General features: G+C 74.4%; 5 protein-coding genes and 1 pseudogene. 2 read left to right on the plus strand and 4 right to left on the minus strand.

Features of this window, described 5'->3' with window-relative positions; all coding sequences use genetic code 11:
• Window positions 1-60 precede the first annotated feature (60 nt).
• The 4 genes and pseudogenes from ACWD0J_RS37905 to ACWD0J_RS37920 all read right to left on the minus strand — a co-directional run.
• Window positions 61-1,473 (minus strand): annotated as a pseudogene (locus ACWD0J_RS37905) (type I polyketide synthase); the annotation flags it as partial.
• A 148-nt stretch (window positions 1,474-1,621) separates the two neighbouring features.
• Window positions 1,622-12,355, minus strand: coding sequence for an SDR family NAD(P)-dependent oxidoreductase (locus ACWD0J_RS37910; RefSeq protein ID WP_451500421.1), 10,734 nt, complete (start codon window positions 12,353-12,355; stop codon window positions 1,622-1,624).
• A gap of 71 nt (window positions 12,356-12,426) precedes the next feature.
• Entirely contained in the window at window positions 12,427-17,640 is a 5,214-nt protein-coding gene (locus tag ACWD0J_RS37915) for an SDR family NAD(P)-dependent oxidoreductase (RefSeq protein ID WP_451500422.1), read from the minus strand.
• 124 nt (window positions 17,641-17,764) lie between these two features.
• Entirely contained in the window at window positions 17,765-18,670 is a 906-nt protein-coding gene (locus ACWD0J_RS37920; RefSeq protein ID WP_451500423.1) for an SAM-dependent methyltransferase, read from the minus strand.
• Between the two features lie 431 nt (window positions 18,671-19,101).
• Here ACWD0J_RS37920 and ACWD0J_RS37925 point away from each other — a divergent pair, with 431 nt between their 5' ends.
• Together ACWD0J_RS37925 and ACWD0J_RS37930 are read left to right on the plus strand one after the other, a co-directional pair.
• On the plus strand, window positions 19,102-19,515 hold the full coding sequence (locus ACWD0J_RS37925) for a nuclear transport factor 2 family protein (protein WP_451500424.1): 414 nt from the start codon (window positions 19,102-19,104) through the stop codon (window positions 19,513-19,515).
• A gap of 101 nt (window positions 19,516-19,616) precedes the next feature.
• On the plus strand, window positions 19,617-20,515 hold an 899-nt coding region (locus ACWD0J_RS37930), incomplete at its 3' end, for a beta-ketoacyl synthase N-terminal-like domain-containing protein (protein WP_451500425.1).

The raw sequence follows: 20,515 nt of genomic DNA on the forward strand, positions 1-20,515 counted from the left end.
CCGCCTCCGTGGTCAGCGGGTGCTTGGTGTTCGATCCGGTTCCGCCCGCCGTGCCCCACCCTCGCCCCCGACCCCGGCCGGAGCCGGCTCCGGCGCCGCCTCCAAAATCACATGCGCGTTCGTCCCGCTCATCCCGAACGACGACACCGCCGCCCGCCGAAGCTCCCCCGTCTCCGGCCACGGCTGAGCCTCCGACAACAGCGAGACCGAGCCGGAACTCCAGTCGACGTGACTCGACGGGCGGTCGACATGCAGGGTCGGCGGCAGCACGCCGTGCCGCATGGCCTGCACCATCTTGATCACGCCTGCGACGCCGGCCGCGGCCTGGGTGTGCCCGATGTTGGACTTCACGGACCCCAGCCACAACGGCCGCTCAGCACTGTGCTCACGCCCGTACGTCGCCAGCAGCGCATGCGCCTCGATCGGGTCGCCCAGCGTCGTGCCCGTGCCGTGCGCCTCGACGACGTCCACCTGCCCGGCACCCAGCCGCGCGTTCGCCAGCGCCTGTTCGATGACCCGCCGTTGCGACGGCCCGTTGGGAGCGGTCAGGCCGTTGGACGCGCCGTCCTGGTTGACGGCGGAGCCACGCAGCACCGCCAGCACCGGATGACCGTTGCGCTGGGCGTCGGACAGCCGCTCCAGCAGCAGCAGGCCGACACCCTCGCCCCAGCCGGTGCCGTCCGCCGCCTCCGCGAACGCCTTGCAGCGGCCGTCCGCCGCGAGGCCCCGCTGACGGGAGAAGACGGTGAAGGCGGACGGGCTGGTCATCACCGTGGCGCCGCCGGCGAGCGTGGCGTCGCACTCACCGTTGCGCAGCGCCTGGACCGCCAGATGCAGGGCGACGAGCGACGACGAGCATGCCGTGTCGACCGTCACCGCCGGGCCCTCGAGCCCGAAGGAGTACGCCACCCGGCCCGAGGCGACGCTGCCCGCGCTGCCGGTGGCCGCGTAACCCTCCAGGTCGTCGGTGGCGCGGTAGAGACGCAGCAGGTAGTCCTGGGAGTTGAGGCCCGCGAAGACGCCCGTGGCGGTGCCCTTCATGCCCGTGGGGTCCAGGCCCGCCCGTTCGAACGTCTCCCACGCCGTCTCCAGGAGAAGACGCTGCTGCGGGTCCATGGCCAGAGCTTCGCGGGGCGAGATGCCGAAGAGGCCCGGGTCGAACCGGTCCGCTCCGTCGAGGAAGGCGCCCATGCGCGTGTAGCTCTTGCCGCCGGTGGCCGGGTCGGGGTCGTACAGGTCCTCCGCCCAGCCGCGGTCGGCGGGGAACTCGGTGATCCCGTCACGGCCCTCGGCCACCAGGTTCCACAGATCCTCGGGCGAGCCGACCCCGCCGGGGTAGCGGCAGGCCATCGAGACGATGGCGATGGGTTCCGTGGACTTCGACTCGACCTCGCTGAGGCGGCGGCGGGCCTGGCGGAGTTCCGCGGTCACCCACTTGAGGTTGTCCAGAAGCTTCTGCTCGTTCGTCATCAGCGCGAGCTCCTTGTCGAAGCGCGGAGAGGTGCACGGGTGGGCATGGGTGGCCGGTGGGCTGTCGCCGTGCGGCCGGTCATGGAGGAGGGATCGGGTGCGAGAGCCACGGGGTCCGTCGTGGCGGCGGGGCGAAGGCGGCGGGCGGCGGTCACGACTTGCCGAACTCCGTCTGGATGATGTCGAGGAGGTCGTCGACCGAGGCGGACTCCAGATCGCCGTCATCCGTCCCGGAGACGGGACCGGCCCCTTCGCCGTTGAGCCGCTCCAGCATTCCCCGCAGCCGCTCCGCAGCCCGGTGCCGCACCTCCGCGTTCTCCAGCGCGTTGCCGGCGAACACGGTGTCGAGGCGTTCGAGGTCGGCGAGCAGGGACAGTGCGGTGGCGTCGGGGCCGTCGAGTTCGGCGCGCAGGCAATCGGCGAGCGCGTCCGGTGTCGGATGGTCGAAGACCACGGTCGTGGGAAGGCTCAGCCCCGTGTCCGCGTTGACACGGTTGCGCAGCTCGACGGCCGTGAGCGAGTCGAAGCCGAGCTCGTTGAAGGGTTTCCCGGGGCGCACGCCGTCCGGCGAGCTGTGGCCGAGCACGGCGGCGACCTGTGTCCGGACCAGTTCCAGCAGGACACGGTGCTGTTCCCCGGGCGACAGCCCGGTCAGACGCGCGCGCAGTGGGGCGCCGGGGTCGGCGTCCGCGCCCCGGAGGGCGGCAGTGGTGTCCTGTGCGGCCGTTGCGGCCATGGCCTCACGTACTTCCGGGAGTTCGGCGAGCAGCGGGCTGTGGCGGCGTGAGGTGAAGGCGAGAACGAAGGTCTCCCAGTCGATGTCCGCGACAGTGGTGTGGGTGTCCCGGCCGCGCACGGCGTCGGCCAGGGCCGCCACCGCCGTGTGCGGGGCCAGGCCCCGGACGCCACGGCGGCGCAGACGCCGCGCGTTCTCCTCGGTGTCGGCCATGCCGCCACCGCTCCAGGCACCCCAGGCCACCGCGGTGGCCGGCAGGCCGAGCGCACGGCGGTGCTCGGCGAGCGCGTCGAGGTAGGCGTTTCCCGCGGCGTACGCGCTCTGTCCCCCGCTGCCCCACACGCCGGCGGTCGAGGAGAACAGTACGAACGCGCTCAGCCGGCTTGTGCCGTCCGGCTCCTGGGTCAGCTCGTGCAGATGGCGGGCCGCCACGGTCTTCGGGGCGAGGACACCCGCCAGGTGCTCGGTGTCCAGTTCGTCCAGGGCGCGGTCGGCGCTGACCCCGGCCGTGTGGACCACCGCGGTGAGGGGGGTCTCGTCGGGTACGGCGTCCAGCAGTGCGGCGAGCGCCGCCCGGTCGGTGACGTCGCAGGCGCTGATGGTCACGGTGGTGCCCGCCTCCGTGAGTTCGGCGCGCAGGGCGTCGGCACCGGGGGCGGCCGGACCACGTCGGCTCACCAGCAACAGATGCTCGGCGCCGTTCGCGGCCAGCCACCGGGCGGCGTGGGCGCCGAGTCCGCCGGTGCCGCCGGTGATCAGGACGGTGCCGCGCGGCGGCCACTGCGCGTTCGCCTGCGTGCCGGCCGGTGCGTTCGGTGCCGACGGCGACGGCCGCACGTGCGGCGGCGCGCCCGCTGCCGACGATTCCGTGGGCGCCTGCGCACTCGGTGCCGATGCCCGTACGCCGGCCGGTGCGCTCGGCGCCGTACGCGTGACGCGCCGCGCCCGTGGCCCGTCGGCACGCAACGCGACCTGGTCCTCGGCCACCCCGGGGGCCCCGGACGGATCAGCCGTGACCGTCATGCCGCCCCCCAGTACGTCGGCGAGTGCCGCCCGCCCGCGCGTGCCGAGGTCTCCCGGATCACCGGGCAGGTCGATCAACCCGCCCCACCGGGTGGGCACTTCGAGCGCCGCGACCCGGCCGAATCCCCACACCAGTGCCGCGTCCGGATCATCGAGAGGGTCGCCCTCGCCCACGGACACGGCCTGCCGGGTGAGCACCCACAGCGGAGCGTCGACGCCGGCGTCGCCGAGCGCCTGGGTGAGGACCACCGTGGCCGTCAGGGCCGCCGGCACGTCCGGGTGGGCCGCGGCGGCGGGGCGCGGGCCCACGGCGAGCAGCGACAGGACTCCGCTGACGCGTTCGCCGCCGTCCGCGCCGCCCTCGTCGTCGATCCGCGCGGTGATCCGGCCGGCCAGCTCCCCGCGCTCCACGTCGCCCGGGTCGACGTCGAACGTGACGACCCGCGCCCCGGCGTCGCGGAGGGACCGGGCGCACAACTCGGCCCACTCTCCCGCCCGCCCGTCATGCGGGACGACCAGCAGCCAGGTCCCTTGAGGGAAGGCCGTCCCGCCGCGTGGCAACCGGGTCCAGGTCGTCCGGTAGTGCAGTGCGGACTTCTCCGCGTCCGCCGTACGGGGTTCCTCCACCGGGTCGATCCAGTGGCGCCGGTGCTGGAAGGCGTACGTGGGCAGCTCGACGGGCCGGGCGGGGCGCAGGACGTCCGTCCAGGTCGGACCGGTGCCGTGGGCGTGAAGGGTGGCCAGGGTGTGCAACAGCGCTGCCGTGTCCGCGAGGGCGCCGCCGGTGTCAGGGGCGGCCGTTCGCGCCGGGCGCAGGGCCGCGACCGCGGCGAAGTGGTCGCCGGCCGGCAGGATCGCCCGGGTGAGCGTGGTCAGCGTGGCATCCGGGCCGATCTCCAGGAACGTGGTGGCGCCCTCGCCGACGAGGTGGGTGACGCCCTGCTGGAAGCGGACCGGGCGGCGGATGTGCTCGGACCAGTAGGCGGGATCGGTGAGCTGGTCCGCCGTGGCCTCGGTGCCGGTGAGGTTGGAGACGACCGGGAGGACCGGCGGGTGGTAGGTGAGGTGTGCGGCGGCGCGACGGAACTCGTCGAGGACCGGGTCCGTCTGCGCCGAGTGGAAGGCGTGGCTGACTCTCAGGGCGCGGGTGCGGATTCCGGCGGCCCGCAGCTCGTCGGAGAGCGCGGACAGGGCGGGGACCGGACCGGCGACGACGGTCGCCGTGGGGGAGTTGTACGCGGCGATCTCCGCCTGCGGATGCCGTTCCAGAGGGACGGCGAGGGCCTCCGGGCCGGCCTGGACGGCCAGCATGCCGCCGGTGTGATGCGGGAGCCGGTGCATCAGCCGGGCGCGTGTGGTGACGAGGCGGGCGGCGGATGCGAGGGGCAGGACCCCGGCGATGTGGGCGGCGGAGAGTTCGCCGACGGAGTGGCCGATCAGATGGTCGGGCCGGACTCCCCACGCCGTGAACTGCCGGGTGAGAGCGGTGTGGAAGGCGAACAGGCCGGTCTGGGTGTACAGGGTCTGGTCCAGCAGCGCGGCCCGCTCGGTGCCCGCCTCGGCGAACAGCACCTCGCGCAACGGCACGTCGAGATGCTCGTCCAGCGCCGCGCACACCTCGTCCAGCGCTTCGGCGAACACGGGCAGGACGCCGTACAACTCCCGTCCCATGCCGGGGCGTTGGCTGCCCTGGCCGGAGTACATGAACACCACCGCGCCGGGCTTGGGTTCCGTCTTTGTACGGATCACCCGGGCGGCCGGCGCCGGCCGGTCCCGGGCCACCGCCCGCATCCCGTCGAGCAGTTCGGCACGGTCACGGCCGAGCACCGTGGCGCGGTACGGCAGTGCGGTGCGCCGCGCGGCCAGCGACCAGGCCACGTCGTACGTGCCCAGCTCCGGGCGGGCCCGCAGGTGCTCGGCCAGCCGCGCAGCCTGAGCACTCAGGCCCTGCGGGGTCGCACCGGAGACCAGCCACGGCACGACGGCACCGGACGGCTGCCCTGCGGCGGACGGCCCATCGGATCCCGTGCCGGACGCGAGCTCTGTCCCGGCCGCGAGCTCTGTCCCGGCCGCGAGCTCTGTTCCGGACGCGAGCCCTGTTCCGGACATGAGCCCTGCCCCGGACGCGAGCTCCGTGCCGCCCGCCGGCTGGCTCCCGGCACCGGCACCCGGAGCCTCCTCCAGGATCACATGCGCGTTCGTCCCGCTGATTCCGAACGCCGACACGCCCGCCCGCCGGGGCCGTTCGCTCCCGGCCCGAGGCCAGTCCCGCTCCTCGGTGAGCAGTGCGACAGCGCCCGTGTCCCAGTCGACATGCCGCGACGGCCGGCCGACGTGCAGCGTGCGCGGCAGGACACCGTGCCGCATGGCCAGGATCATCTTCATCACGCCCGCGACCCCGGCCGCGGCCTGCGTGTGCCCGAGGTTGGACTTCACCGACCCCAGCCACAGCGGCCGTTCGGGCGTGTGCTCGCTCCCGTACGTCGCCAGCAGGGCCTGCGCCTCGATCGGGTCGCCCAGCGTCGTGCCCGTGCCGTGCGCCTCGACGGCGTCCACCTCCCGCGCCGTCAGCCGGGCGTTGTGCAGGGCCTGTCGGATGACGCGCTGCTGCGAAGGACCGTTGGGCGCGGTCAGGCCGTTGGAGGCGCCGTCCTGGTTGACGGCGGAACCGCGCAGCACCGCCAGCACCGGATGTCCGTTGCGCCGGGCGTCGGACAGCCGTTCCAGCAGCAGCAGGCCCGCGCCCTCGCCCCAGCCCGTGCCGTCCGCCGCGTCCGAGAAGGACTTGCAGCGGCCGTCGGACGCGAGCCCGCGCTGCCGGGAGAACTCGACGAAGACCGCCGGGGTGGCCATCACGGTGGCACCCCCGGCCAGGGCCAGCGTGCACTCGCCGTTGCGCAGGGACTGCGCCGCCAGGTGGAGCGCGACGAGTGAGGAGGAGCACGCCGTGTCGACGGTCAGGGCGGGGCCCTCGAATCCGAAGGTGTAGGCGATCCGCCCGGATGCCACGCTCGGCGCGCTGCCGTTGCCGACGTACCCCTCGTACTCGGCCGGGGTGCGCAGCAGCAGACGGCCGCCGTAGTCGCTGTACATGATCCCCGCGAAGACGCCGGTGGCCGAGCCCCGCACCTGGCCGGCGGGGATGCCCGCGCTCTCCAGGACCTCCCAGCACAGTTCCAGCAACAGCCGCTGCTGCGGGTCCATGGCGGCGGCCTCGCGCGGCGAGATGCCGAAGAACTCCGCGTCGAACCGGTCCGCCTCGTGCAGGAAGGCGCCCGCACGCGTGTACGTCGTGCCCGGCCGTTCCCCGCTCGGATCGAAGAGCGCGTCGACGGGCCAGCCGCGGTTCTCGGGGAACGTGCTGATGCCCTCGCCACCCCGGCTGAGCAGGTCCCACAGGGCCTCCGGCGAGTCCACGCCACCGGGGTAGCGGCAGGCCATGGCGACCACCGCGATCGGATCGTCGTCCGTGGCACGGACGGTGGCGGCCGGTGCGGCCGGTGCGGCCGTGTCGTCACGGGCGCCGAACAGTTCGGTCCGCAGCCAGCCGGCGAGTGCTTGGGGTGTGGGGTGGTCGAAGACCGCCGTGGCGGGCAGGCGCCGTCCGGCCGCGGCGCTCAGCTGGTTGCGCATGTCCACCGCGGTCAGCGAGTCGAAGCCCAGGTCGCGGAAGGACTGGCCGGGGCTCACCGACTCCCCGTCGGGGAGATTGAGCACCACCGCCGCGGTACGGCGGACCAGGGCGAGCAGTGCTCGGTCCTGCTCGCCGCGGCCGAGTGCGGCGAGCCCGGAGGCGGCCGCGGTGGGCTCCGCACCACTGGTCGCCGTGCCGCCGGTGGTGGCGGGTACGGGTGCCAGGGCCCGGAGCACGGCGGGCAGGGTCCCGGCGCGGGACTGCGTCCGCAGGGCCTGCCGGTCCAGGACGACCGGCGCGGCCAGCGGCGCCGGGCTGCGCAGTGCCGCGTCCAGCAGGGCGAGCGCCCGGCCGGCGGACATCGCGTGGACACCGGCCCGGGCGATCCGGGCCCGTCCCGCCCCGTCCAGCCCCTCGCCCATGCCGCCCTGCTCCCACAGACCCCAGGCGAGGCTGACGGCGGGCAGTCCTTGAGCGCGGCGGTGCTGGGCGAGCGCGTCGAGGAAGCTGTTCGCCGCGGCGTAGTTGGCCTGGCCGGGGGTGCCGAGCACCGACGCGAACGACGAGAACAGCACGAATGCCGCCGGTGGCCGGTCCGCCGTCAGCCGGTGCAGATGCCAGGCCCCGTCCGCCTTCGGCCGCAGCACGGCGTCCAGCCGGCCGGGCAGCAGCTCGGTGACGGTGGCGTCGTCCAGCAGGCCCGCCGCGTGCACCACGGCGGTGAGCGGATGCTCCGGTGGCACCGACGCCAGCGTGCCGGCGAGAGCCTCCGGGTCGGCGACGTCGCACGCCGCGAACGTGGCCTCGGCGCCGAGCGCGGTGAGTGCGTCACGCAGGGCCGGCGCGGACGCGGCGGTGTCCCCGCGACGGCTGACCAGCAGCAGCCGGCGTACGCCGTACGCGGTGACGAGGTGCGTGGCGACCTGTCCGCCGAGCGCGCCGCTCGCCCCCGTGACGAGGACGGTTCCGTCCGGGTCCAGGGCCGGCGGCGGTCCGCTGGGGATGATCCGGGTGAGCCGGGGCACGAGGAGGCGGTCGCCGCGGATCGCGAGCTGCGGTTCGCCGGCGGCCAGAGCCAGACGTACCGCTTCCGGCACGGGAACGGACCCCGGCGCCCGGTCCGCGGGATCCTCGTCGATCAGCACGATCCGGTCCGGGTGCTCCGACTGCGCCGAGCGCAGCATGCCCCACAGCGGGGCCGCCTCCAGCGCCGGGACGTCCTCGTCCGGGCCCGCCCCCACCGCGCCCCGCGTGACCACCACGAGCCGGCCGTCGGTGGACCGGGACTCGGAGAGCCAGCCCTGGAGGACGGCCAGCGCGCGGGCGGCGGTCGTACGGGCCCGTTCGGCGGCCGAGCCGTCCCGGTGCCCGGTGCCCGTGCGGCAGCGCACCACCAGGGCGTCGGGTCCGACCGTGCCCGCGTGCGGTCCGGTTCCGGTCCCGGACTCCGGCACACTTTCCAGCACACCGGTGTACGTGTCGAGGTCCGTCTCCCTCACGGTGACCGGGGCCGCCGCGTCCCGCTCCACGGCGAGCTCCTGCCACTCCACCCCGTACAGCGGGTCGGACACGGTGCCCAGGCTCCGTGCCGGCACCGGACGCAGCGTCACCTCGTCCGCCCTGAGCACCGGAGTTCCGGCGGTGTCGGCCAGGTCCAGAGCCAGGGTGTCCGGGCCGGCCGGCGTCACCCGGGCGCGCAGCTCCGCCGCCCCGGACGGTCCCAGCAGCCGTACGCCGGACCAGGCGAACGGCAGCCGCAGCCCCGTCCCGGACACGTCGAGCAGGCCCATCGTGTGCAACGCGGCGTCCAGCAGGGCGGGATGGACGCCGTACTCGTCCAGGTCCGTGCGCCGGTCCGCGGGCAGGGCCAGGTCGGCGTAGAGGTGCTCACCGTGCCGCCAGACCGCGCGCAGTGAACGGAAGGCCGGGCCGAATCGCATGCCGCGTTCGAGCAGCCTGTCGTACAGGTCGTCCAGAGGTACGGCCGTCGCCTCCGGAGGGGGCCAGGTGCCGCCGCCTTCCCAGGGCGCCGGCACGGGGGACGGGGCGTGCGCCAGGGTGCCGGTGGCGTGCAGGGTCCACTCCGCGTCAGCCGCGTCAGCCGCGTCAGCCGCGTCAGCCGCGTCAGCCGCGTCCGGGGCGTCGGGGGCGTCGGGGGCGTCGGGAGCGTTGTGGGCGTCCGGTTCGGGGCGGGTGTGCAGGGTCAGCGAGCGGCGGCCGTCGGTGTTCGGGGCGCCGAGGCCCACCTGGATCTGCAGTGCCCCGCCGTCCGGCACCACCACCGGTGAACGCAGCGTCAGCTCCTCGACGTGGCAGCCGCCCGCGTGCCGGGCCACGCACAGGGCGATCTCCGTCGTGCCCGTCCCGGGGAGCACCACGGTGTCACCGAGAACGTGGTCGGCCAGCCAGCCCGGGGTGCGTGAGCTGATCCGGCCCGTGAACACGGCGCCCGGCCGCGCGGAGCCGGCGACTTCCAGCACCGCGCCCAGCAGAGGATGGCGGGTGGCCCGTACGCCTGGCAGTGCGGCGGCCGGCTTGGCCGGCGCGAGCCAGTAGGGCCGCCGCTGGAACGCGTAGGTGGGCAGCTCCACCGGGTCCACCGGGCGTCCGGCCCGTCCGGTGAACAGCGGACGCCACCGCACGTCCGTCCCGTGCGTGTGCAGCCGCGCGACTGCCGCCAGCAGGGCCGGGACCTCGGGGTGGCCGCGGCGCTGGGCCGAGGTCACGACGACCGGTGCGGGGCCGTCCGCCGCCGGCTCGACGGCGTCCAGGACCGCCTGGGCGAGGGCGCTGAGAGTGCTGTCCGGCCCCAGATCCAGGAAGGCGGTGACGCCCTGGCCGAAGAGCTGGGCGACGCCCTGCTGGAAGCGGACCGGGCGGCGGATGTGCTCGGCCCAGTAGGCGGGGTCATGGTGCCGGTCGTCGCCCGCCGGGGTGCCGGTGACGTTGGAGATCACGGGTGTCTCGGCGGTGCCGAGGGTGTGACGGGCGAACAGGTCGCGCAGGTGGTCGGTGAACGCGCCGAGGACCGGCTCGGTGTGCGCGTGGTGGAAGGCGTGGGCGACCTTCAGGGCGCGGGTGCGGATGCCGGCGGCCGTCAGTTCCCCGGCGAGCGTGCCGAGGACCGGGAGCGGGCCCGCGAGGGTGGTGGCGGTGGGGGAGTTGTGGGCGGCGATCTCCACCTGCGGATGCCGTTCCAGGTGCACGGCCAGCGGCTCCGGACCCGACCGCACGGCCAGCATGCCGGTGCCGGCGGGCAGGGTGTGCAGGAGCCTGGCCCGGGTGACGACCATGTCCGCGGCCACCTCCAGCGGGAGCACCCCGGCCACATGCGCGGCCGACAGTTCGCCCACCGAATGCCCGGCGAGGTGGTCGGGCCGGATCCCCCACGTGCGGAGCAGGCGGGTCAGCGCGGTGTGGAAGGCGAACAGGGCGGGCTGGGTGTAGAGGGTGTGGTCGAGCAGGGCGGCCTGCTCGGTGCCGGCCCCGGCGAACAGCACCTCGCGCAGGGGTACGTCGAGATGCTCGTCCAGTGCCGCGCACACCTCGTCCAGCGCCGCGGCGAACGCCGGGAACGCCGTGTACAACTCCCGTCCCATGCCGGGACGCTGGCTGCCCTGCCCCGAGTACAGCAACGCCAGCCGCCCGGTCTGCTGCACGCCCGTGACCAGCCCGGCCGCCCACTCGCCGCGGCCGAGGGCGTCCAGTTGTGCCAGCAGCTCCCGCCGGTCCCGGCCCAGCAGCACCGCCCGGTGCGCCAGCGTGGCCCGGCTCGTCGCCAGCGCATGAGCCACGTCGTCGACGCCCGGCTCCGGGCGGTCCCGGAGATGACGGGCCAGCCGGACGGCCTGCCCGCGCAACCCGTCGGCGGTCGCACCGGAGACCAGCCAGGGCAGCACCGGATCCGGACCCGGGGCATCCGGTGCGGCACCGGGCCGCGGCTCCCGGCCGGTCGCGGACGGGCGGCCGACGGAGGCTTCGGGCGTGGCCTCACGGCCGGTGAGGGGGGCTTCGGGCGTGGCCTCGCGGCCGGTGAGGGGGGCGTGCGCGGTCCCCCGGCCGGTCTCGGGGGCCCGGTCCGCCGACGTGGTCCCGTCACTGGCGGCAGGCGCCTGTTCCACGATCACATGCGCGTTGGTCCCGCTGATGCCGAACGCCGACACCGCCGCGCGTCGCGGGCGGCCGTTCGAGGGCCACGGCAGCGGCTCGTTCAGCAGGGCCAGCGCTTGCGGGTCCCAGTCGACGTGAGGGCTGGGCGTCCGTGCGTGCAGCGTGCGGGGCAGCTCCTCGTGGCCCAGCGCCAGCACCAGTTTGATCAGCCCGGCCACACCCGCGGCCGCCTGGGTGTGCCCGATGTTCGACTTGACCGAGCCCAGCCACAGCGGCGTTCCCGAGGCACCGCGGCCGCGGCCGTAGGTGGCCAGCAGTGCCTGTGCCTCGATCGGGTCGCCCAGCTCGGTCCCGGTGCCGTGCGCCTCGACCGCGTCCACGTCCGCGGCGGCGAGGCCCGCGTCCGCGAGAGCCGCCCGGATCACCTTCTCCTGGGCGGGCCGGCTGGGCGCCGTCAGCCCGTTGGAGGAACCGTCGGAGTTGACGGCGCTGCCCCGGATCACCGCCAGCACCCGGTGCCCCTGGCGGCGGGCCTCGCCCAGCGGCTCCAGGAGCACCATGCCCGCGCCCTCGGACATGCCCATCCCGTCGGCCCCGGCACCGAAGGCCTTGCACCGGCCGTCCGACGCCAGCACCCCCTGCCGGCTCATCTCGGTGAACGGCCCCACCGTGGAGAACACCGTCGCCCCGCCGGCCAGCGCCATCGTGCAGTCCCCGCGGCGCAGCGCCTGCACCGCCAGATGCACAGCGGTCAGCGAGGTGGAACAGGCCGTGTCCACGCTCACCGCGGGCCCCTCCAGCCCCAGCGTGTAGGCCAGCCGGCCGGACAGCACGCTCAGCACCGTGCCGGTGAGCAGATGCCCGCCGACCCCGGCGGGGGCGTCCCCGAGCAGCCCGCCGTACTCGGTGGGATTGCTGCCGACGAACACGCCGGTACGGGTACCGCGCAGCGCGTCCGGATCGATTCCGGCCCGCTCCACGCTCTCCCAGGCCATCTCCAGCAGCAGCCGCTGCTGCGGATCCATCGCGAGGGCCTCGCGGGGGGAGATGCCGAAGAAGGCCGCGTCGAATCCGGACACGTCGTCCAGGAACCCGCCCTCCCGCACGTACGAGGTGCGGGGCCGGCCGGGGTCGGGGTGGAAGTGGTCGTCCAGGTGCCAGTCGCGGTTCGCGGGCATCGTCGAGATGACGTCCCGGCCGTCCCGCAGCAGCTCCCACAACTCCTGCGGGGACCCCGCGCCGCCGGGGTATCGGCAGGCCATGCCGACGACCGCGACCGGCTCCCGCCGCTGCTCCTCCAGCTCTCGGAGCCTGCGGGTGGTCCGGCGCAGATCGGCCGTGAGCCGCTTGAGATAGTCGCGCAGCTTGTCTTCCTCGGCCATGGCCGGAACAGCTCCTCTCCGTCCGCCGCTTCCGGCTCCGGGTCGGCCGGTGCCGTCGCGTCGGTCGCGGTTCAGTCGATGCCGATACCGTCGGTTCCGAACTCGTGGTCGATGATCTTCAGCAGGTCGTCGGTGCTGACCCCGTCGAGGTCCTCGTCGGCGCTTGTCGGGCCGCTGTCCGAGGGCAGCCGGGCGAGCGTGTCGGCCAGGGCCAGCAACCGGTCCCGTACGGCCGTCCGTTCTGCGGCCTCGACCGGCGTCGCCTCCAGGGCGGCCGTCAGCCGGTCCAGTTCCTCGTGCACCGAAGCGGGCGGGCCGGCGGCGTCCTCGCCCAGACGGGCCGCCAGGAACCGGGCCAGGGCCTGGGGGCTGGGGTGATCGAAGACGAGCGTCACGGGCAGCGGCAGGCCGGTCGCCGCCCGGAGCCGGTTGCGCAGTGCCACCGCGGTGAGCGAGTCGAAGCCCAGCTCCTTGAACGTCCGGCCCGGCGCGGGCCGGTCCGCGGGGGAGTGGCCCAGCACCGCGGACACCTCGGCGGTCACCACGTCCAGCACCTCCCGGCCGCGTGCCGCCTCGGAGAGGTGGGCGAGCCGCCGCAGCCGCCCGCCGTCGGCGCCCGCTCCGTCGCCGCCCGGGTCCGTGGCCCGTTGCAGCGCGGCGCGGGCCGCGGGGATCTCGTCGAGCAGCGGCCGGGGCCGGGCCGAGGCGAACACCGGGGCGAAGCTCTCCCAGCGCACGTCGACCAGAGTCACCGGCCGTCCGCCGCCCGCGGCCAGCTCCCGGCCGAGCCCGGCCAGCGCGAGCCCCGGGTCCAGCAACGGCAGTCCCTGCCGCTCCAGTTGGGCCTCGTCCAGTTCCCCGGGCAGCTCGTCGCTGCGCCATGCGCCGAAGGCGACCGCCGTCGCCGTCCGGCCCTGCTGCCGCAACTGCTCCGCGTACGCGTCGAGGAACGCGTTGGCCGCCGCGTACGCGCCGTGGTCACCGCTGCCCCAGACGGCGGCGACGGAGGAGAAGAAGACCAGCTCCAACGGGCCGTCCCTGTCCGGCAGTCCGGCCAGATGGACCGCTCCGAGCGTCTTCGCGGCCAGCACGTCCGCCATCTCGGCGGCACTCGTGCCGGTCAGTGGCGCGAGGTGGGTCGAGGTGGCCGCGTGCACCACCGCGCGGACCGGCCCGCCCAGGCCGGCGGCCTCGCGCAGCAGCCGCCGCACCGAGTCCCGGTCGGTGACGTCGCAGGACAGCGCCGTCACGCGGGTGCCGCAGTCGGCGAGTTCGGCGGCCAGCGCCGTATGAGCGGGGGAGCCGGGCCCGCGGCGGCTGGCCAGGACGACGTGCTCGGCCCCGCCGTCGGCGAGCCAGCGCGCCAGGTGGGGCGCCAGCGCCCCGGACCCTCCCGTGACGACGACCGTGCCGCCCGGCCGCCACACCGGGCCTTTGGCGGGAACCGGGGCGGGCACCAGACGCCGCACCCGGGTGCCGCCGGGACGGATCGCGAGCTGGTCCTCGGCACCGGCCCCACCCGCCAGGACCGTGCCCAGCCGTTGCCAGTCCTCGGCCCCCGGCTCCGGCGGCAGATCGACCAGACCACCCCACAACCGGGGCTGCTCCAGCGCCACGACCCGGCCCAGGCCCCAGATCTGCGCCTGCACGGGGCGCAGCAGAGGATCCCCGCCGAACGCGCTCACCGCGGCGCAGGTCAGCGACCACAGGGGGACGCTCACGCCGAGATCCACCAGTGCCTGCACGAGGCCGAGCAGTCCCGCGACGCCCGACGGCAGCGCGCCGTGGCTCGGATGCGGCCGTTCGTCCAGCCCCAGCAGCGACAGCACCCCCTCGACCGGCCCGTCCCCCGAAGCCGCCGTGACACGCCGTGCGATCTCCGCGCGATCGTCCGGCACCGGGCCGTCCAGCTCCACGACAGTGACCCGCGCGCCCCGGGCCTCCAGCGCACCGCGCGCTCCCTCGGCCCATCCGGCCGCCTGCTCCCCGGACGACGAGCCACCGGTCACCAGCAGCCAGTGCCCGGCGGGGCCCGGCGCCGGCCGCTCCGTGACGGGGCGCCACACCACCTCGTAGCGCTGACCGGCGAGCGCGGCCTCGGTGCGGCTCCGGGCGCGCCACCGGTGCAGGGCCGGAACGACCTCACGCAGCGCGTCCTCGCCGACCCCCGGCAACTCCCGTCCCAGCGCGTCAGTGTCGGCCCGCTCCACCAGGTGCCAGAACGCCTCGTCGCCCCCGCGCCCACGGCCCGGCCGCCGCTGCTCCCCGGTCCGGTCGGCGAGCCAGTAGCGGCGCCGCTGGAACGGATACGTGGGCAGCGGCACGCTTCGCGCACCGGGGAAGACAGCCGACCAGTCGGGCATCACACCGGCGGTGTACGCCTCGGCCAGCGCCTGCCGGAACCGGGGTTCACCTCCCTCGCCGCGGCGCAGGGTGCCCAGCGCCCGGCCGTCCGTGTCCGCCGCGTCGAGGCACTCCTCGATCGCGGGTGCCAGCACCGGATGCGGGCTCATCTCCAGGAACACGGTGTGTCCCGCGTCCGTCAGCCGCTCCACAGCCCTCGCGAACAGCACGGGAGAACGCAGATTGCCGTACCAGTAGGAGGCGTCCAGGCTCCCGGTGGGCATCGGCTCACCGGTGACCGTCGAGTAGAACGGCACCGTGCCGGCCCGCGCCGTGATCCCGGACAGCTCGCGCAGCAGCTCCTCGCGCACCGGCTCGACCAGCGGGGAGTGCGAGGCGTACGCGATGGGCACCGGCCGGGTCCGCACGCCCTGCTCCGCGCAGTACGCCAGATACGCCCGTACGTCGTCGGAGGCGCCCGCGACCACCGTGGCCGACGGCCCGTTGACGGCGGCCACACCGATCTCGCCGCCCCGCTCCGCGAGGTGCTTGTCCACCTCCGCGACGGGCAGGGCCACCGAGGCCATCGAGCCGCGCCCGGACAGCGAGCGCACCACCCGGCTGCGCACGGCCACCAGCCGCGCACCGTCCTGCAGGGACAGCGCACCCGCGACCACCGCCGCGGCGAACTCGCCCTGCGAGTGACCCACGACCGCGGCCGGCTCCACACCGTGGTGCCGCCACAGCTCGGCCAGCGACACCATCACCGCCCACAGCAGCGGCTGCACCACGTCGTCACGCACCCAGCACGCGTCGTCCGCCGGAGCCTGCAGCATCCGCCGCACCTCCCAGCCGGTGTGCGGGGCGAGCGCCTCGCCGCAGCGCTGCATCCACTCGGCGAACACCGGCTCGGAGTCCCACAGCGCGACCGACATGCCGGCCCACTGCGAGCCCTGACCGGAGAAGACGAACACCGGACGCGTCGCGCCGGACACCGCGCTCCCGCGCACCACCCGTGCGGAATCGCCGTCCAGGGCCAGGGCATCGAGCCCCTCCAGCAGCTCCTCGACACCAGCGCCCAGTACCACGGCCCGGTCGTCGAAGGCCGCCCGCGTCATGGCCAGCGACCACCCCGCATCGGCGATCCGGGGCCGCGCCCCGGCCCGAACGGCAGCGGCCAGCTCACCGGCCCGCCCCCGCAACGCCTCCCGCGTCCGGGCCGACAGCACCCACAGCGCCGTCCGCCCGCGCTCCGCGGCGGGCCGCCCGGATGTCACCTCCGGGGGCCGCCCGGTCTCCGTGCCGGTGGTCTGCCCGGGTTCCGTCTCCGCGACGAGTCCGGCTTCCGCCTTCTGGCTTGGCGCTGCTGCCGTCTGTGCCGTCTGTGCCGTCCGTGCCGTCTGTGCCGGTTGCCCGGGGGGCGTTGCCGCGGGCCGTCCGGCCTGGCCTTCCGCGGGCCGTCCGGATGTCACCTCCGCGGGCCGTCCGGGCTCCGCTTCCGCGCGTCGCCCGGGCTTCGGCACCGTCGGCCTGCCGGCCTCCGTCTCCGTGGGCTCAGGTGCCTGCTCCAGCACCAGATGGGCGTTGGTGCCGCTGATGCCGAAGGCCGACACCGCGGCACGCCGCGGTCGGCCCGTGTCGGGCCAGGTGATGTCCTCCGCCAGCAGCGCCACCCCGCCCGACGCCCAGTCGACGTGCCGCGACGGCCGGTCCGCGTGCAGCGTGCGCGGCAGGCGGCCGTGCCGCATGGCCTGCACCATCTTGATGATTCCCGCCACGCCCGCCGCGGCCTGGGTGTGCCCGATGTTCGACTTCACCGACCCCAGCCACAACGGCTGTCCGGCCGCACGCTCCCGCCCGTACACGGCGAGCAGGGCCTGCGCCTCGATCGGGTCGCCCAGCGACGTGCCCGTGCCGTGCGCCTCCACCGCGTCGATCTGCCGCGCGGTCAGACGGGCGTCGGCCAGGGCCTGTGCGATGACCCGCTGCTGGGACGGGCCGTTGGGCGCGGTGAGTCCGTTGGAGGCGCCGTCCGAGTTGACCGCGCTGCCCCGGATCACGGCGCGTACCGGATGCCCGTTGGCCACGGCGTCACCGAGCCGTTCGAGGACGAGCATGCCCGCGCCCTCGGCCCAGCCGGTGCCGTCGGCCTCGTCGGAGAACGACTTGCAGCGCCCGTCGGAGGCCAGCCCGCGCTGCCGTGAGAATTCCACGAACATGCCCGGCGTCGACATCACCGTGGCCCCGCCCGCCAGCGCCAGCGCGCACTCCCCGGCACGCAGCGCCCGCGCCGCCAGATGCACCGCCACCAGCGAGGAGGAGCAGGCCGTGTCCACGGTCAGCGCCGGCCCCTCAAGACCCAGCGTGTACGCGATCCGCCCGGAGACGACGCTGGGCGTCGTCCCGGTCAGCACATAGCCCTCGGCGCCTCCGCTCGCCTCGTGCAGCCGCGGCCCGTAGTCCGTCGCCGACGCCCCCGCGAACACGCCGGTGGCCGACCCGCGCAGCCGGTCCGGGGCGATTTCGGCCCGCTCCAGCGCTTCCCAGGCCAGCTCCAGCAGCAGCCGCTGCTGCGGATCCATCGCCATGGCCTCGCGCGGCGACACCCCGAACAGGTCGGCGTCGAACTCCGGCAGGTCGTAGAGGAAGCCGCCGCGGCGGGCGTAGCTGGTGCCGGCCCGGTCCGGGTCGGCGTCGAACACCGACTCCAGGTCCCAGCCCCGGTCGGCGGGAAACTCACCGATGGCGTCCCGTCCCGCCGCCACCAGCTCCCACAGCGCGTCGGGCGACACCGCACCGCCGGGATAGCGGCAGGCCATCCCGACCACCGCGATCGGCTCGTGCTCGCGCTGCTCCATCGTCTGCAGCCGCTGCCGGGTCTGTTGCAGATCGGCGGTGACCGCCTTCAGGTACGAGCGGAGCTTTTCCTCGTTGCTGGCCATGGAACGCCTTCGGGAACGGCGCCCGCGGCTCCTGCGGGGCAGGGAACCACGCGGCGGAGGGACCGGCGGGGCTGCGCGGGCGAGGCGCGGCCGATGCCCGGGCGGGACACGGACCGTCAGTGGGTCACAGGGACGGCTTGCGGGCCGAGGCGACCACGTAGTCCAGTGACTTCAGCTCCTCGGTGAGCAGGTCCTGGTCGCGGTGGGCGACGGCCACCATCTTGTAGAAGAGCTTGCTGGACCGGCGCTGGAAGGCCGGGTCCTGCACCCGGCGCACGTGGTACTGCCGCCACTGCTCGTAGACGTTGTCCCTGATCGACCGGACCTCGACCGTGTCGAACCCGGCGGACGTCAGGAGGGCGCCGTACTTCTCGCGCGGGTACCAGTTGGCGTCGTCGATCATGATGCGGATCCACTTGATGGCGTGGGAGCGGATGTCGGCCTTGGCCTTGCCGCCGGCCATCGGGATGATGTCGGCGGTGACCAGCACACCCCCGGGTCGCAGCACACGGAACGCCTCGGCGAAGAAGTCCGCGCGGGTGTCGAAGTGGAACGCCGACTCCAGGGCGACCACCTTGTCCACGCTGTCGTCCGGCAGCGGGATCGCGGTCGCCGAGCCCTCGCGGAAGTCGATCCGGTCCAGCAGACCGCGCTCGCGGGCCCGCTGGTTGGCGACACGGATGTGGATCGGGGTGATGTTGATGCCGATGATCTTGGTGGGCCCGTACTGGTCGATCCAGTGGAAGTCCTGGTCGCCGTAGCCGAAGCCGACGTCCAGGATCGTGTCGTCGGGCTTGAACTCGGCCGTGTCGGCCACGATGTCGGCCAGGGTCTCCGCGGCCTCGTCCAGGGTGGTGCAGCCGGCCTTCCAGTAGCCGAGGTTGTAGTAGTGCGTGTCCTCGACCACGAGCCGGTCCGGTGGATACATCTCGTACAGCCGCGCGGTCTTCTTCTCGGGGTCTGACGTTGTGCGGACCAGGAACAGGTTTCCCAGCATCCGCATGTCCTGCCACAGTGCCGACAGCTTCACGACGGCGATCCCTTTCTGCGATCGGGCGCCCGAGACGGCCGCGGAATCCAACATCTGACGAACGGAAGCTAGGAGCGGCTTCTAAAGACGGCCTTGGTCCGAGCTAGACGAGCCACTCGCGGTGCGAAGAATGGACCGTCCGGCACACGATTGCGGCACACGCTTGCGGCACACGGGAGGGACGGGAGATCCGTGACTGCCGTCTGGTACGTCACGGTGCACCCGGCCCCCGGAACTCGACGCGACGACGGCACCACTGGTGGCCGGGCCGGGCCGGGCCGGGCCCGCGACCGGGCGGCACACACCCTGAACCGCCGCCGCCTGAGCACCCGCAGGTGCTGCTCCACCGCGTTTTGGCGTCGCTTTGGCGGCGACGCCGACCATGCCCCCCGGGCCGGACGAGCCCGCAGCGCCGTCAGGGAGGAGCATCGATGCTGGACGAGGCCGCACGTAAACGGGTCGCTCTGGAGTACTGCAGACGGATCAACGCCGGCGACGTGGACGGGGTCCTTGCCCTCTTCACCGACCCGCCGCACGTCGAGGACCCGGTCGGGGACAAGACCTTCGCCGACCGGGCCGCCTACCGGGCCCACCTCGCGGGCCTGGTCGCCTACGGCATCCATGAGACTCCCGGCGCCCCCGTCGCCGGCCTGGACGGCGAACACGTGGCCGTCCCGATCGTCGCCGAACTCCGCCCCGGACAGCTGCCGGACGGCAAGCTCCTGAGGATCTCCCTGATCGCGCTGATGCGGATCGACGGCCGCGGTCTCATCCGCCATATGAGGGTCTTCAGCGGTCACACGGACATGTCGTTCCACGCGGTACCGGACGGTTCGACGGACTGACGGTTTCGTGACTTCGGCAATTCTTAGGGGCCCTTTAGCGCCCGTACGGAAACTCACCGACAGCATGCCTTCGCCTTTCGCCACGACTGGATCGAGTGCGGATGTCCAAGGAAGACAAGCTCGTCGAGTACCTGAAATGGGTCACTGCCGAACTGCACGAAGCGCAGCAGCGGCTCTCCGTCCTGGAAACCGGGGCGCGGGAGCCGGTGGCGATCGTCTCGACGGCCTGCCGTTACCCGGGCGGGGTGCGCTCGCCCGAGGACCTGTGGAACCTGGTGGCCGAGGGCACGGACGCCGTCTCGGGCTTCCCGGTCAACCGCGGCTGGGACCTCGACGGCCTCTTCGACCCGGATCCGGACGCCAGCGGCCGGAGTTACGCGCGCGAGGGCGGCTTCCTGCACGACGCGGCGGCGTTCGACGCGGCCTTCTTCGGCATCAGCCCCCGGGAGGCGACAGCCACCGATCCGCAGCAGCGGCTGCTCCTGGAGACCGCCTGGGAAGTCTTCGAGCGTGCGGGCCTGGACCCGCACACCCTCAGAGGCACCAGGACCGGCGTCTACGCGGGCGTCATGTACAGCGAGTACGTCGCCCGGCTCCTCGACCGGCTGCCCAGCGGCTACGACGGCTTCCTGGGCAATGGGAGTGCGGCGAGTGTGGCTTCGGGGCGGGTGGCCTACACGTTCGGGCTCGAGGGCCCGGCGGTGACGGTGGACACCGCCTGCTCGTCGTCGTTGGTGGCTCTGCATCTGGCCGCGCAGGCGCTGCGCAACGGTGAGTGTGACCTGGCGCTGGCGGGCGGGGTGACCGTGATGGCCACTCCGGGCGTGTTCGTGGAGTTCTCGCGGCAGCGGGGGCTGGCCCCCGACGGACGGTGCAAGCCCTTCGCGGACGCCGCCGACGGCACCGGCTGGGGCGAGGGTGTCGGCCTGGTCCTCCTCGAACGCCTCTCCGATGCCCAGCGCAACGGGCATCCGGTGCTGGCCGTGCTGCGCGGATCCGC

It is taken from the genome of Streptomyces sp. NPDC003011 (assembly GCF_053591515.1).

Excerpts from the sequence above, each read along its gene's own strand:
- ACWD0J_RS37915 (WP_451500422.1), bottom strand. The coding sequence starts at position 17,640 with ATGGCCAGCAACGAGGAAAAGCTCCGCTCGTACCTGAAGGCGGTCACC.
- ACWD0J_RS37925 (WP_451500424.1), top strand. The coding sequence starts at position 19,102 with ATGCTGGACGAGGCCGCACGTAAACGGGTCGCTCTGGAGTACTGCAGA.
- ACWD0J_RS37910 (WP_451500421.1), bottom strand. The coding sequence starts at position 12,355 with ATGGCCGAGGAAGACAAGCTGCGCGACTATCTCAAGCGGCTCACGGCC.